The organism is Pseudovibrio sp. Ad13 (genome assembly GCF_001623225.1).
Classification (GTDB): domain Bacteria; phylum Pseudomonadota; class Alphaproteobacteria; order Rhizobiales; family Stappiaceae; genus Pseudovibrio.
Genome location: NZ_LMCC01000034.1, coordinates 394,546 through 410,131, shown reverse-complemented (window position 1 = coordinate 410,131; position 15,586 = coordinate 394,546). Strand labels below are relative to the sequence as shown.

Sequence of the window (15,586 nt, the reverse complement as noted above, 5' to 3'; positions counted from 1 at the left end):
GGGACGTGGTCAAAAGCACCTCAGAGCTGCGCTGGTTGATTGAAAGCGCAGCGTGTCCCGTGCCCATACCGTTATAGTTGGCTTCCAGAAGGTGCAGGTAGAGGGACTTGGGGACGTTGTTCAGGCTTGCCAAACGGCTGTTGAGCCGGACCACGTTTGCGTTGAAATCCAAGACCTGAAAAAACACCTCGATCTCACCATCAACTGTCAATGAGCAAATATTCTCTGCATCCAGTTTCAGGTCCGGCAGCCCTATCGTCTCACCGAACTGCCTGAGTGTGTTTTCAACCATTTCCATTTGTCGCCCCTTAATTTGTAAGTGATCTGCTTTTCCTACCCACAGACCGCGCAAAACCCGGCATTTCCAAAGCCTTCACGAAAAGACGCCGCAAACACCAAGTGCTTTAAAATGTGAGAGGATGCCCTGGCAATCTGTGTTGCCTTTCCTCTCACGTTTGATCAGATTACAGAGTGAGTTCTGTCTTGACGCCCCTCAGCGCAGATGGAATTTCACTCATGATGTCATCAATAAAGTGGATTTCTGAACTCAGGTCCCCAACGGACATGAGGCCGCCTTTCACAAGTCCTTCAAAGACATGAAGCGCACGCTCGGCATGGGCAGAATGACCGCGTACCAGCCGATCACCATCACCCTTGAAATCATGCAGGCGAATTGCATCACGCTCTTGCGTCGAAAATTGAGAGGCCGCATTTTGCAACTGTTTTGAAACAAACCCACGTGGGTTATTGGGTTCCAATTTTTCTGCGGCGTGGTGCAACTTCGTAAAGCTTTGATAAGCCTCAGCTAACCTGCCGTCTTTTAAATTGGAGAAAACGGCGGAAACAGCTGAACTTGCAGCTTCTTGCCGGCGGTCTGCCGCTGCATCTGCGTCGGTTTGGCTCCACACAATCTGCTTGGTTGCCATGCCCTCAAAAAATTCTGAAATCTTGCTCGTGGTGCTGTTCGAGCTTTCGCTAATACGCGTTTCGTTGGATTTAGAAACAGTGTGACCACCCAGCTCTGCCGCTTGAAGAGCTGCCGGTGCATTCACTTCCAGCGGGGCATGGTACGAGGACGCTCCGCCAACTGAAATACCCGTCATAATCTAATGCCTAAAGTTCTTCCCATGCCTTCAACGTACCCAAAGGCTCACACTTCAGGTGTGTTGAACGAGACAGATCTCTAATTATTTTAGGGATTACTCAGCTAACGGATAGCTGCGAATAAAGCGATCTGTGAAAATCAGCAGGATGATACCGGGCACAGATGCGATGAGGGCAATGCCAGCTCCTGTTGCATCCAGCGCACCGCCGGATATTTTTGCGAACAGCAGCGTCGGCAGAGTGATGATTTGCCCCTGGCCGATGAAAAACGTAAGCAAAAACAGATTAGTTGAGACCAGAAAGGTGAACAGGCAACCTGCAATCACTCCAGGAAGGATCATCGGTAGTGTCACGCGGAAGAAAATCTGTCGGCGATTGGCGCCAAGAACACGTGCGTGGTCCTCTGCTTCCGTTCCATGCCCCTGATAAACCGCCGTCAGCATGCGCACCATGTAAGGGATGGTTGGGATCAGATGCACCACAATGACACCTGCATAGGTGCCAGCAAAGCCAAGCGCGATAAAGATCATCAGCAGAGCAATACCAATAGCAGCTTCAGGAATAAGAAGCGGCAGAGCGATCAAAAACTCAAGCTGGTTTTTACCGCGAAAGTTCCGCTGTGCCAGCACGCGAGCAGCGGGCAGACAAATAAGCAAACACAAGAGCGTCACTGCAATGCCGATACCAAGCGTGTTGATGGTCGCTTCTGCAACGCGAGAACTCGGCGAGAACACATAGTCCCATGCCAATGGAAACGGAGAGCGCTCCCGTTGCTCATGCCACCAGACAGTTGGCAAAATGTTCGGCCACGCCCAACGGAAGGCCAAAGACTGGATGATCAGCGGGGCAAACGGTGCGATGGTAAAAGTTGCCATGGCCAACACCAGCAGGCGCTGCCATGGACTGATGGATTTGATGTCCCGGAGGTTGGAGCTTGAACCGATCATCAGACGCGCCCCCTTGCCCGCTCATATCTGCGGTAACCCAACAGGTAAACTGCGAGGAAGATGCCGGAAACCAATGCCAGTGAAACGACCACGGCCATGCCCTGCAACTGGAACGCATAGTTGGCATCCTGAAAATACCGCCAAGCCAACACAGGCAGGGTATCCGGATAACCACCACCCAGAATGAGCGGTGCTTCAAATGCACCGATGTTGAACGCAAAGCAAATCAGGGAAGCAGAGACAATGCCTGGCATGATTTGTGGCAGCGTGACACGCCAGAAAATCTGTCTGGAATTGGCACCCAGCACCATGGCTGCTTCAACCGTATCTTCGCCTTTTCGAGCCAAAACGGCGGAAAGGGTGAGCGTCATAAACGGCACCTGCTTCCAGACATAAACAGCGATAATCCCGCAGCCTCCATGGGTTTTAAGGATCTGTACAAACTGAGCCGGATCATCAATCAACCCAAGACCCGCAGAGATGCGCGAGAGCAGCCCGCCATTGCCCAGCATCACCAGCGCCAGTGCAATGCCAACGGTGTACGGCACCATAAGTGGCAAACGGATGAGTGCCCCAAAAACCCGCGAGGCTCTGAACTTCTTAGACAGGGCTATGCTGAGAGGGATCGAAATGACGAGGCCAATCAGTGTTGCTGCAAAGCCGTAATAGAGCGTCAGGCCCAATGACGCCCAAAAATCAACGGAGAGCCAGAGGCGTTCAAAATATCGGGTTGTTGGAAACTCATTGATACCAAACCACGGCGCATAGCCAAAGCTTTGCAGAATGCCCAGCACAACTGCTCCGCCAAACAACCCCAGCAAAATCACAAGCAAAGGCATCACCTCAACAACATCACGCAGGTTCTGCATGAGCGCGGGAGATGCGGCCGTTTTGGAGTTTGCTGGAAGTGCCTTGGGCATCAGTTTTCGTTTCATAAAAAGCGGATGGCAGAAAGCCGCCACCCGCAAAGATGTTAGTTGTTCAGTTCGCCGGAGACCTGCGCAACGATATCTGCCAGAGGCTTATCGTCTTTGCGCTCAATAACCGCCAACCAGGTAGCTTCGATCACATCAACAAGACTGGCGTTGGTGTCTGGCGCGATGTTGTCGTCCAGCTGTTGTTGTGTCACGCCGTAATGTGGAGGCGCGGAGGCTGCAACTTCTGCCGTTTCTTCTTCACTCAGGCGCCACAGATCCAGACCAACAGGCATGCCTGCGGTTTTCAGCTTAGAGGCCTGCGCTTCTGCCGAAGAGAAGTAGTTGATGGCCACAAGAGCTGCTGCCGGATGTGGACTGTTAAGTGGAACGGCAAGGTAGTTCTTGTTCTTGATCATGTTGCCAGCCGGGAAGATCATCTCTTCCGCCTGTTCCGGATAGGCACCCGTGATCAGACCGTTGTGATTGCCAAATACACCAAACTTGCAATTGAAGTGCACTTCAGAATTGAGGAAGAGATTATCGAGTTCACCAGAATTCTCAGCATAACGTGGCTTGCCGGAAGCTCCGCCTAGTAACAGTGGTTCGATGCTTTTCAGGTACTCAATACCCGGCGTCATCAGGCGTGCCAGCTCTTCGCCGCCCATCTCTTCAAAACTCTGCTGGTAAGGCGCAGCCCCGGTGCCGTCCGGATTGTGCGCATAAAGGACAGACTGCACAAAGGTGTTGCCCAGATAATGCGGAGGCTTCACATAAGTGAACTTGCCCGGATTGGCTTCCAAATAGGTCCTCAGCTGAGCAAAGGTTGCCGGTGTGTTTTCTGCAGAGACATGGGCGCGGTTGACGGAGCACACATACTGCTCACCAGACCAGGGCATTTCCTGAAAACCGGTTTCAACACCAAAATCACGCAGGTTGAGAAGTGAGCGCGGATCGCTCTCATCCCACTCAAAATTCACAGAGTTAGGCAGGCGGTTGGCAAAAGCACCCCACAGCGCATTCTGCTGCTTGAGAGAGTAGAAGTTTTCGCCGTTGACCCAGACCAGATCCACACTGCCCTGTTCTTCACCGCGACCTGCTGCCAGTTCGGCAATCACCACATCTACCGTGTCTTTGGTTGCTGTGATGCGGACAGGGTTCAGCTTTACTCCTTCGGCAGCCAATGCCGGTGTTGCCACCTGATCAACCCACAGGTTGATGATGTCGGACCCGCCCCAGTAATAAAAGTTGACGGTGCCTTCATCACGCGCTTTGGCGGTGACATCTTCCCACCCCAGATTGCCCTTCAGAAATTCACTACGGAACATACCCGGAGCGTCTTCTGCCTGCACAGCGCTGCTCCAGCTGACAACAGCGAGCATGCTTGCAAGTAGCATCTGTTTACTGCGTGATTTTGTGTTCTTCATAAATTGCCCCCAACCGGTTCTTCAGCCGCTTTTACTGCAGCAGCCAAATTTGCTCTGGCGGTAAGGTCACGGTGACCGCATCGCCTGTTTTTCTTTTGATTGTAGATGCTTCCTCAACGGTCAGAGATCCCTCTCCCACCTGAAGCGTGTAGCGCATCATCGCGCCAAGAAATTCTGCTCGTGTGATTGTGCCGGAGAACGCATTTTTCTGCGGTGCTTCGCGGCACTCTTCAATCTGTATGCTTTCAAACCGCAGCATAGCCTTTGATGGCTGTTTAGTGCCAAGGCCTGATCCAGCTCCCAGCATGAGCTGGCCATAAGGGCTCTCGATATGCCCATCAGATGCTGGCGTGCATGCAAAGATATTGGAATGCCCCATAAAACGGGCAGTCTGTTCATTGGCTGGACGCTGGTAAATCTCATCGGGTGCTGCAAGGTGGGCAATTTTACCGTCAAACATCACCGCAATCCGGTCCGCCAGATCCATCGCCTCAATCTGGTCATGGGTCACCAGCAGCGTCGTCATGCCGTACTCATCATGCAGATCGCGGATAAACTGGCGCATCTCAGTACGCAGCAGCGTATCAAGGCTCGCCATTGGCTCATCCAGCAACAGCACTTCAGGCTTGGTCACAAGCGTACGCGCAATCGCGACGCGCTGCATTTGCCCACCGGACAACTGAGCAGGAAAGCGCTTGGCAAACGCCGAGAGACGGACGATCTCCAGCATCTCGCCCACCTGCCGCATCTGCTCATCTGCTGAAAGGCCGCGCACAGACAGACCAAAGGCCACATTCTGCTCAACTGTCATATGTGGGAACAGGCCGAAGCGCTGAGAAACAAGGCCGACTTTTCGCTTCTGAACAGGCAAAGTGGTCACATCCCGCCCATTGAACCAGATGGAACCGGAGGTCGGCTGTTCCAAACCACAGACCATACGCAGGCTCGTGGTTTTACCGCAGCCAGATGGGCCCAACAGCACCAGAAACTCGCCGCACGCCACATCAAGATCAATGGCATCAACCGCAGGCGTTCCTGAGAACACTTTTGAGAGGTTTTTCAGCTGAACCTGCGTCACACGGCGCCTCTTCACTCATCTTGATCGGAACGTTTGCGTCCATCTGTTATTATTGTTGCTTTCAAGCTGCAGCGAAACCTGCGCAATAGCACAAGCCTACCCCAAAAATCGGAGGAGGTCAGGTTTCTCCTGCCAGTTGAGTGATTTGCACCCTAAGCCAGTGCGTTACTAACGGTACAGTAAAACCGGCGTGAGTTTAACGTTATGAGGGCTACCATACAGGATATCAGCGACTTGCCCTCACCCAAAGCCGCTCAGTTCGCACAGATATGCCGTCAGCAAGCGCACTGCTCGCCACAGGTATCCTCATTCAACTATTGGATAAAAGGAAAATTGAGAGCCCGACAACCCCGAAGCGATACACCAAGATGTTCAAGCATCAGATTTATCAAAAGCAAACCAGAACTGTTCCGCCACTGGTTTTGTCTGTGAATAGATTTTTCTGAAAGGCGCTGGAAAGTTTGCCTTAGCAAAAGAAATGTCTCCATCCAGAAAATGCTTGCGATAAATCCTCTCAACATCTTTGGAAAGAACTGTTGCTCGTTCACCTTGTTTGCAATAATCAAGCGCGCATTTGAGCAGCACACCACGAAGCCCTGCGTCCTCGATTGCAGAAAGCTGCGGAATAATCGATAGTCCAAGTTCACTCAGGCCTGAATTCGCTCGATGGCTGATATCATCGGGCTCCAGAAGTTTTTTCTCGTAGAACTTGTTTATGAAGTCAACATACTCAACCGGATATTTCTCCATCGCCTCCTGGGGCAGGTATATAACAGAAACCTTCTCAAGTTGCTCTGCAACGCTTTGCCATGCGAATGAGGGCGTGACCACCTTATTCGCAAATTCATGAAAGGTTTTTGGAGTCCCTTGCCACGACAGGCAATGAAGGAAAAACGAGACCAGAAAATCAGTGCGGTTTCGCACCGTGACCAATGTTTTAACTTGCACACCTCGTCGCTCCAGTTCTTTCACAAGCTGAGAGTAACGCTTGACGTTAGGATAGAACTGTTTGTGAACAAACGCCTTCCCCATGAGCCTTTCGTGAGAGATCCTATACGTGTCTGTCTCTGGCTTAGCAATTGCTTCCTGAAACAGATCCGCTAGTTCCTCTGCTTTAGGTTTGATCATACGATTTTCATAGAGCTGCAAAAATGGGCTAGTTTTGAAATCTGTTCGATCATCAAATAAATCGGGGTGTTTAGAATAGAGCTGCTTTTGCAGCGCGGTTGTGCCAGTTTTATGTGCACCAATATGAACAAGAACTTTTTTCATGATAAAAACCTTAATGCAATTCCTTACGAAGCAGACATTCATATTGAAAAACAGAAACTGCAATAGATTGTTAATCCAGCATCCGTTCAGCCTAACCACATTGGCCTGTACTACTATTCCCGAATATTGGCCCCTTTAAAGGGAGAGGCCATGTTCATCAGTGAGCCCTCTCAATCCTGATTAGTGCGGGCCGGCTTCGACAAGAAATTGCTGGAGCTGTAGGCTACGCACCGCAGTCTGGTCTCCCATGCAAACAGACATGGCGAGCGATGCGTTGCTGCCTCCCTCATAAATCAGCGCATTCGCGGAGCACGTATCATCACGAAACTTGATCCAGTTGCGTTGCGCATTCTTCAGGCTGGCTTTCACATTGGTGCTGGCCACCTTCATAATCTCAGCATACGCAGTGTTGAGGCGCTGGTCCCAAACCATGTATTCCTGCACTGCGCAGAAAATCATGTGGCTGTTTTGGTACTGACTGCCGATGCACTGCTCCATCACCTCCCCAAAGCAAGCCATAGCCGGATAGCCACCGCCCTTCTCTTCTACACACTTTGCGATAGTCGCGGCCTGTTCCTCCGTTGGCTCATCAGCAGCCTGAGCGAGAGAACAGAGTGAAAGAACCAACGAGAGCGAGAACAGAGACGTGCGCATAAAACTCATAGAAACCTCAAAGTAATTTTCTCTATAAAATGTGATAGGTGATCCACTATGAGAAATTACTAAACCAACTCTCTGAGAATAGCCTAGTCATTCTCCGCAATATCTTGCAGATTTCCTATCATAGTTACATGACAAACGCGTTTGGTTTGAAACGCCACACAAGATCGAAGCGGGTCATTCAACTTGATGCGCCTTTGCGGTCGGTCCTCAAAACTGGGCGAAACCGAGTCAATTACAGGAAGTGCAGATCGAAAGGCGCCATATTACGCTTTTGTGAGGGGCTGGGGAAAACGCACGCTGTGCGCATTTTGCAAGCGCTGCTTCCCATTGGTTTGCCAACTAATAAATATTCAATTATTTCATAGTCTTGCGAGAGTTCATAAAATTCAACCTCATAAGTTTGCTGTGATCACGCAACATCTCAAAAAACGCAATTATTGCGCAAATTTCTCGTCATAATTGAGCTAAGCATATTGAGTTATTGGCATAAGTGTCTTAAGTTATTTATTAAATCATTGAGGTGGCTAATTTGGTTGCCGGATCGATTTCAAGAATCCGCTAAAGCTCCCAAGGCACGCGAGCGATCCCTTGCTTCCCTTCTCGTCCAAACGGGGAAGCGAGAGATCTCGCATATTCTGATAGTCCGACAACTCCTGCTTAAAGACCTTTGCCGTGCATCACGACAACTGCGTTTAAGTGAGCCTCCTATTAATAACCGCGAGAGCTGAATCCGGAGGCTGTGATGGGCAGTTTTGAAATACTTCTACACCTTGCTGCCGGCATTTCCCTATTATTTTGGGCAACCAGAATGATCCGGACAGGCGTTGAGCGAGCAGTTGGTCAAAAATTCCAAGGTTGGATGCAGCAAGCTTCTAAAAACCGCTACACCAGCTTCACAACCGGCTTTTTAGTCTCCATCATCTTGCAGAGTGCAACGGCCACAGCCATTCTTGCGCGCGGGTTCATCAGTAAAGGCTCCATTACGCTGGCAGCTGGTCTTGCCATCATGCTTGGCGCAGACCTTGGCTCCACCATGGTCGTTCAGGTGCTCTCATTGGACCTCAGCTGGTTGCTACCGGTTTGTCTTGTTGTTGGTGGCGCCCTCTTCTCGCGCGGCAGCACACGCACCATGCGCCAGACGGGCCGCATCATCATTGGCGTGGGGCAGATGCTGATCGCACTGTCTTTCATCGGCATGGCCTCCGAGCCCCTGCGTGAAAGTGGAGCTCTGCCTGTCATCCTGAACCTGCTGATCGGTGACCCATTCGTTGCGATCATCACTGCAGCTGCTTTGACCTGGCTACTGCATTCATCCGTTGCAGTGGTGCTCATGATCATGACACTGGCAAGCACCGGCGTGCTGCCGATGGAAGGTGCTCTGCTTTTCATTTTAGGCGCAAACATCGGTTCCAGCATTATCCCTCTGGTCCTTACCATGAGCGATAGTGCAGATGTACGCCGTGTACCGCTTGGCAATATGATCTTCCGCGTGGCAGGTGTGTTGATCACATTGCTGCTGATGCGCTTTGATGTGTTCACCATCGACATGCTGGGCGATGACCCGGCACGTGCAATCGCTAACTTCCACAGTGGGTTCAATCTTGCTGTTGTTCTGCTGGGCATTCCAACCATTGGCCTTGTCGCTCGCCTGACCAAACTCATCATCTCGGATAGCGCAGGCCAGTTTGACGAAGATGCTGTTATGGAGCGCCTCAGCCTGCTTGACCGCAAGCTGCTGGAAACCCCCGACCTCGCCTTTAACGCCGCTACCCGTGAAATGCTGCATATGAGCGAAAAGGTGGAAGCCATGCTGCGCGGTGTGATGGTGGTGTTTCGTGGCGATGATGCAAACACAGCCAGACGGTTGATGAAGATGGATGACGAGATCGACGATCTGCACCGCTCCATCAAAGAGTATCTGACTGATGTGACCACCAAGTCCATGAGCGACGAGGACTATCAGAAGTATACGGAACTGATGAACTATTGCGTTTGTCTGGAACAGATGGGCGATGTCGTTCAGCGCAACCTGCTGGTACTGGCGGAGAAAAAGTCCGGCCTCAACAAGGAGTTCTCGCAGGAAGGCTGGAAGGAGATCAAAGACCTCCACGCCGCTGTGTTGCAAAACCTGCAACTCTCTCTGCGTGTGCTCATCACTCGCGATGCTGAGCTTGCGAGGGATCTGGTCGCTCGCAAGGTTCTTGTGCGTGAACTGGAGTACAAGAGCCGCGATGCACACCTGCGCCGCCTGAGCCAGAACCGTCAATCCAGCCGGACAACAAGCTCCATTCATCTGGAAACCATCAGTGATCTGAAGTACCTGAACGCGCTTTTGACCACTGTCGCTTACCCGATTGTTGAGGGGGAAGGCGAACTGTTACGCAGCAGGCTCACCAACGAGCCACAGAAAAACCCGGTTAGCGCCGTACCAGTGGGCACATAAGCGCCTCTCCTAACTTTGAGGGAGGCACGGCCGAAGTCAGATTGATACTCTGATTTGAAACGCAAGCCAGTGTTTCCCCCGAGGTCAGGAGCTACAAGCATGTTTGACAAGGACTATGATGTAACCTTTTCACTCAAACGGCTTTGGATATTCCTCGCCGTTGGCATGGTCCTCTCATTTGGTGTTCTGCTTTTTTTTGGCGCCGAAATCTATCGCTTGAAACCGCCGATCCCGGACATGGTGGTCTCGGACAATGGCGATATCATCTACACTAAGGATGACATCGAAGAAGGCCAGAATGTCTGGCAGTCTCTGGGCGGTATGCAGCAGGGCAGCGTCTGGGGGCATGGCAGCTATGTAGCGCCGGATTGGTCCACCGACTGGCTGCACCGTGAAGCACTGGCTCTTCTGGATGTTTACCACCGCGATCGGGTTGGTTCCGGCTACACCCCACCAAGCGATGAGCAACGGGCCTTCCTTCAGGTCCTCATAGAAGACGAAATGCGGCGCAACCGCTACAACCCTGCCAACGAAACCATCACAATTTCAGATGACAGGGCAATTGCCGTCAGTCAGGTGGAAGATCACTTCACAAGGTTGTTTTCATCCTATGACAACATCGACGGGCAAAACCTTCGAGACGATTACGCCTTCCCTCCTAACATCCTGATCACACCAGACCAAGCTCAAAAACTCTCCGCCTTTTTCTTCTGGACCTCCTGGAGCTCCGTCACCAACCGGCCAGATGATACAATCTCCTACACCAGCAACTGGCCTCATGAACCACTGGTCGGCAATCAGCCCACCGGAGCAGCTTTCATCTGGACCATTGTCAGCATCCTTCTGCTGCTCGGCTGTGCAGGTGCGCTGTGCTTCTATTACGTGCGCCAGTATGATTTATGGCGCGAGCGCATTGTGCCGGAAGGTGGTGCAGCAACAAAGAACCCGCTGGCGAATGCCAAACTGACACCATCCATGCGCGCGACAGCCAAATACTTCTGGGTGGTTGTAGCCTTGATGGTTGCTCAGGTGGCTCTGGGAATTCTCACCGCTCACTACGCCGTTGAAGGGCAGGATCTCTATGGCATCCCGCTGGCGGAGTTCATCCCTTATTCCATCTCACGCACTTGGCACACACAGTTGGCAGTGTTCTGGATTGCCACGGCCTGGCTGGGCACAGGCCTGTTCATGGCGCCGTTACTTTCCGGCAAAGACCCAGCCTATCAGACGCTTGGCGTCAATTTCCTTTGGCTCTGTCTCATCATTATCGTCGTAGGTTCATTTGCTGGCGAATGGCTCGGGGTCAATCAGTTCTTCTCCCGCACCATGAACTTCTGGTTCGGTCATCAGGGCTACGAATATGTAGATCTGGGACGCTTCTGGCAGATCTTCCTCTTCATCGGCCTGCTGCTGTGGACTGGTCTGGTCCTGCGTGCTCTCTATCCCGCGTTGAAGGGCGGTCATAATCGCAGTCTCATTGCTCTCACATTGTTGTCCGCGGTCGCCATTGGTTTGCTTTACGGCGCAGGCCTGCTTTGGGGCCAGAACACTCATATCAGCGTCATGGAATATTGGCGCTGGTGGGTGGTTCACTTGTGGGTTGAGGGCGTCTTTGAGGTGTTCGCGACAGCCATCATTGCACTCATTTTTGTGAATCTGAAACTGCTTCGCGCCTCAACCGCAGCTGTCGCCGTCATTTTCGCCACCATCATCTTTATGGCCGGCGGTGTGCTGGGCACATTCCACCACCTATACTGGAGCGGTACTCCAATCGGGGTGCTGGCGCTTGGGGCAGTGTTCTCGGCGCTGGAGGTTGTTCCGCTATTGGTTATCGGCTTTGAGGCCTATCAGACCCACAAGCTGGAACAGAACACTCAATGGATCAACCACTACAAGTGGCCGCTTAACTTCTTCGCCTCGGTTCTGTTCTGGAATCTGGTTGGTGCCGGTTTGCTCGGCTTCTTCATCAATCCGCCATTGGCGCTCTATTACATGCAAGGGCTCAATTCCACACCAGCCCACGGCCACGCCGCCATGTTTGGTGTGTATGGCCTGCTGGGTATTGGCCTCATGTTGTTCTGCCTGCGCTCGCTCATTCCAGACAATCGCTGGAGTGACAAGTGGCTGCAGCAAGCGTTCTGGGGGCTCAATATAGGCCTTGCTATGATGCTCGGGCTCTCGCTGATCCCGCAGGGGATTTACCAGGCCTACATCAGCTTTACTGAGAGTTACTGGCTCGCCCGTGCACCAGAAACGATCCATGGTCCGGTTATGACTGCATTGGTCTGGGCACGCGTGCCCGGAGACATTGTCTTTAGCTGGGGTATCTTTTCAATCGTCATGTTCATGTATCGCGCTTACTTTGGCGAACCAGTAAATGAAAAAGAACAGACGGCAAAAGCTTAAGGCCTCAAACGCACTCTCATGCTGAGCAAGTGCTTATAAAGCCATAAAAAACAGGCCTCGCCTCATTCGCCGGCGAGGCCTGAAAACGTAGCGGCCTACACCGTTTGTGGCGGAGCAGCAACACATACTCTCATTCATGTGTATAGCCATGTGCATTGCGTAAAAGTGTATCTACAACTAGAAAGAGCTATATATACTGGTTACGATTTTTAGTTTTATTTCCGTAAGGTACATTTCTTAGTTGCTTAGATTTCCGCTGTTCCATCATGAACTGACGCGGGTTCTGCGCATTTCAGGTCCTTTGATGCTGGCCATGTCCGGCAGAACTCTGATGATGATCGTAGACCGACTGTGTCTCGCCGCCTATTCCGAACAGACCCTCACGGCCTCTGGCCCGGCGGTCTTCATGGGCATGTCCGCAATCTCCTTCTTCTCCGGCGTTACCCAGATTGGCCGATCAGTCATTGCAGAAGCTTATGCCCGCAGCGGAATAGAAGCGGCACACAAGATGGGTGGCAGACTGTTCGCCGTCGCAATCCTGTGCGTATTAGGCCTCATCCTCACACTGCCTTTGCTGATGAACCTGTCGCAGTTCAGCTCCAGACCGGGTGAAATCATTGCACTGGAGAATATTTATCTCAGTTGGGCCATGCTGTTCGGGTCCATCATGATCCTTGATGGCGCAGCGAGTTGCTATTTTGGCGCTGTTGGAAACACACGCCTTATTTTTAAGGCCAGTATTGCAGGCCAGTTGGTGTCCATGCCCATGACCTATGTTCTGGTGTTCGGGCTCTATGGATTTCCCGAGCTTGGCATGGCGGGTTCCGCCATCGGCACGGTGCTTGGGTCCCTCGCTGTGTTGGTTGTCTATCTCACTCAAACACCTCGCGCTTTGCGGGTTGCAGCGTTGAATGAGGCGAAGGCGTTGATCAGTAAATCACGCCGGGCTTTTGAGGTGATTGCGCTCTTCAAACGCGGTGTCCCTTTGGGCGCACATGACAGTACAGATGAGATTGGCAACACCGCCATTATCTGGGCTGTGTCCATGGTGGGGGCCACCGCACTGGCGGCCAACAACTTCAACGTCATTCTCAATTATGTCGGCATCATTCCGGTGATCGGCATTGCCAATGGCGCGACGATCCTGTCCTCACAAGCCATTGGCCGCAATCAGTTTGAGCGAATTCCCAAAATTGCCAGTGCCTCCCTGTTCGTGGCATTTTCCTACGTGGCAGTCGTGACAGTGCTGTTGCAGAGCTTTGATCGGGAGATCACCTCTCTATTCTCGCTTGGCAATTATGGGCAGGACATTTTCGAGCTGTCAGTCTCCGTCACCTCGCACATCTGGTATTATGCGGTGGCTTTTGCTGTTTCTTTCATCGCCAGCGGCATGTTGCAGAGCTTTCACCAAAACACATATGTTTTCAAAACCCGCATCCTCACCATGTGGTTTGGCAGCGTCCCGGCCTCCTATCTGATTGCTTACAACTGGAGTATTGAGGAGGGTGCGCTTCAACTCATCTGGATCTCCCTAAGCACATTCGAGCTGGGGCTCGGCCTGCTGTTCACAGTCAAGATCTTTTCTTGCTTGAAAGAGCACAACCTGCCCGAGCCTGCATGGGAGACCGAAATTGAGAGAACCGAAGTGACTTGAGCCGCTAATCTACGCGATCAGGGTCTCCACATAATCTGCGACGTCTCTGGCATCCACAGAGGCCTCGCGGACAAGCCAGTCGAAATGATCAGTGAGCGAGCTGACCCTTTCCGCTTCACGAAAGGCCAGATAGCACTGCCCCACATAGACCACCGCCAGATTTGGCCCGAAGATGGTGATCGGCGCGCTGAAGACTTTGTGCGCATCAAAGAGAAACAGGCGCAAGCGAGGGAACATTTGGCGGCAGGTATCTGCCACAAATTTCAGCTGCTCAACCCGCGTTTCCTTATTCAGATGGGCATAATAGCCAATGCCTTGCGCGCAGGCTTGTATCTCATGAAGCGGGATGGCGATTTCATAATCAGACTGGCGCGAGCGCAGCCAGTCCAGCTGTCCGCTGATAGACCCAACCACCTCTTCAGGGTCCAACCCGCGAAATGAGGCATACTCCCACGCCAGCATTCGATCTGTCTTTAAAATGTCAGGCAGTGTAGCTGGCACATGGCGCACTTTCAGTCCGGTTGCTTCCTTGTGCCAGTTGAGGATTTGCTCATCAACGGAGGATCGCTCCGCCGGGCTCAGGGCCATTGCAGCTGCAATGATGTCACCCGGACGCTCTGGCCTGTTGGTGAGCCCTAGCAACCAATCCGCACTCACCCTGAGCGAGGCTGCCAGATCGGCCAGCAACTGGCTGTTGGGCAACCGCGGGTTTTCATTGTTCAGCAACTGACCAACGGTAGAGCGATCAACACCCGCATTACGAGCCAGTTGGCTGCGCGTCACATCGGCCTCAGCCATCGCTTCAAACAACCTGTTTCGAAACAAAGTCGCTCTGTCGCGCTTGTCCATCAAAATCACCATTGCAGATTATAATCAACAAAATGAATTTATTGCAGCTAATTTACCAAATGTCCAATCTGCATTTTCTCCGGTAGCAACAAGAGTAGGAATTACATTCTTACCTGGACATCTTATATGGACACTGCATCACGCATTTTTACAAAATCAGTTACCTGGCAAGTCATGGGGCTTTTCTCTATGACGTTGATCGGATTTGTTTTTACGGGCTCCGTCACGCTCGGCGGCGGCATTGCTATCGTCAGCTCCATCCTCGGCTTCATCTTCTACTTCCTGCATGAGATGGTTTGGTCCAACATCCAGTGGGGCCGCAAAATCACCGAGACAAACGCACAGCAGGATACCCAGAACTGACTTCACTAAGCTGTCCTCACAGCTCTCCTCTTTCTCTCAGCACGTCAAAGACTTCCCGATACTCAGGAAATGCAAGGTCAGGCAGGCTGACAGCTTCCTCAAAACCCACCCACCGCAGTTCGGTATGCTCATCACCAAGGTTCTCTGTCTCACCCTGCCATTGGGTCACAGTGAACAGGTGAAAGACAATTGCGTCCTGCGGATCGTCAGCTTGTGTTCTGAATTCAGTGATTTTTGCAAAGGCTTCTGCCTGAATGCCAGTTTCCTCTTTCAGTTCACGTAAAAGAGCCGCCTCCAGTTTCTCCCCGGCTTCAACATGACCGCCGGGGAAACTCCAGACATTCGGGGAATTCCGCCGTGCTGGCGACCGGAACCCCATGAGAACATGGTTGTTCTGCAGCAGCAGCCCATTCACAATATCAGTCATTTTCGGATTTCCCCCAAGGCGAATCTGAGCCACGAAGTG

Annotated in this window: 14 protein-coding genes; 4 read left to right on the top strand and 10 right to left on the bottom strand. The window is 52.0% G+C overall.

The annotated features are described in order from the left end of the window. From PsAD13_RS27100 to PsAD13_RS27065, 8 genes are all read right to left on the bottom strand, one after another. Positions 1–298: type III secretion system chaperone (locus PsAD13_RS27100; RefSeq protein WP_193777110.1), on the bottom strand; the 298-nt coding region annotated here is incomplete at its 3' end. Between the two features lie 166 nt (positions 299–464). Continuing rightward, positions 465–1,103, bottom strand: a complete 639-nt coding sequence (locus PsAD13_RS27095; protein ID WP_063320066.1) for a hypothetical protein — start codon at positions 1,101–1,103, stop codon at positions 465–467. A gap of 96 nt (positions 1,104–1,199) precedes the next feature. Further along, on the bottom strand, positions 1,200–2,051 hold the full coding sequence (locus PsAD13_RS27090) for an ABC transporter permease subunit (RefSeq protein WP_208986966.1): 852 nt from the start codon (positions 2,049–2,051) through the stop codon (positions 1,200–1,202). Next, on the bottom strand, positions 2,051–2,971 hold the full coding sequence (locus PsAD13_RS27085; protein ID WP_063293544.1) for an ABC transporter permease subunit: 921 nt from the start codon (positions 2,969–2,971) through the stop codon (positions 2,051–2,053). The genes PsAD13_RS27090 and PsAD13_RS27085 overlap by 1 nt, the downstream gene beginning before the upstream one ends. Positions 2,972–3,024: 53 nt before the next feature. Then, positions 3,025–4,392, bottom strand: coding sequence for an ABC transporter substrate-binding protein (locus PsAD13_RS27080; protein ID WP_063320065.1), 1,368 nt, complete (start codon positions 4,390–4,392; stop codon positions 3,025–3,027). Between the two features lie 31 nt (positions 4,393–4,423). Continuing rightward, complete coding sequence (locus PsAD13_RS27075; protein WP_063320064.1) at positions 4,424–5,470, bottom strand: ABC transporter ATP-binding protein; 1,047 nt, start codon at positions 5,468–5,470, stop codon at positions 4,424–4,426. Between the two features lie 372 nt (positions 5,471–5,842). After that, on the bottom strand, positions 5,843–6,742 hold the full coding sequence (locus PsAD13_RS27070) for a sulfotransferase domain-containing protein (protein WP_063303067.1): 900 nt from the start codon (positions 6,740–6,742) through the stop codon (positions 5,843–5,845). A gap of 180 nt (positions 6,743–6,922) precedes the next feature. Then, positions 6,923–7,405, bottom strand: coding sequence for a lysozyme inhibitor LprI family protein (locus tag PsAD13_RS27065; RefSeq protein WP_063320063.1), 483 nt, complete (start codon positions 7,403–7,405; stop codon positions 6,923–6,925). Between the two features lie 742 nt (positions 7,406–8,147). Here PsAD13_RS27065 and PsAD13_RS27060 point away from each other — a divergent pair. From PsAD13_RS27060 to PsAD13_RS27050, 3 genes are all read left to right on the top strand, one after another. Then, complete coding sequence (locus PsAD13_RS27060) at positions 8,148–9,848, top strand: Na/Pi cotransporter family protein (protein WP_063320062.1); 1,701 nt, start codon at positions 8,148–8,150, stop codon at positions 9,846–9,848. A gap of 99 nt (positions 9,849–9,947) precedes the next feature. Next, positions 9,948–12,254 (top strand): nitric-oxide reductase large subunit, encoded by a 2,307-nt coding sequence (locus PsAD13_RS27055; protein WP_057461093.1) that lies wholly within the window; start codon positions 9,948–9,950, stop codon positions 12,252–12,254. Positions 12,255–12,495: 241 nt separating this feature from the next. Then, positions 12,496–13,908 (top strand): MATE family efflux transporter, encoded by a 1,413-nt coding sequence (locus PsAD13_RS27050; protein WP_063287709.1) that lies wholly within the window; start codon positions 12,496–12,498, stop codon positions 13,906–13,908. A gap of 9 nt (positions 13,909–13,917) precedes the next feature. On the opposite strand, the gene PsAD13_RS27045 is transcribed toward PsAD13_RS27050, so the two are convergent. Continuing rightward, positions 13,918–14,757, bottom strand: coding sequence for a helix-turn-helix transcriptional regulator (locus tag PsAD13_RS27045; RefSeq protein ID WP_063287741.1), 840 nt, complete (start codon positions 14,755–14,757; stop codon positions 13,918–13,920). Between the two features lie 126 nt (positions 14,758–14,883). Here PsAD13_RS27045 and PsAD13_RS27040 point away from each other — a divergent pair, with 126 nt between their 5' ends. Next, on the top strand, positions 14,884–15,120 hold the full coding sequence (locus PsAD13_RS27040; protein ID WP_063287708.1) for a DUF2061 domain-containing protein: 237 nt from the start codon (positions 14,884–14,886) through the stop codon (positions 15,118–15,120). Positions 15,121–15,136: 16 nt separating this feature from the next. Here the strand turns inward: PsAD13_RS27040 and PsAD13_RS27035 are convergent, their stop codons facing one another. Next, positions 15,137–15,547, bottom strand: coding sequence for an NUDIX domain-containing protein (locus tag PsAD13_RS27035; RefSeq protein WP_063320061.1), 411 nt, complete (start codon positions 15,545–15,547; stop codon positions 15,137–15,139). Positions 15,548–15,586: the final 39 nt, after the last annotated feature.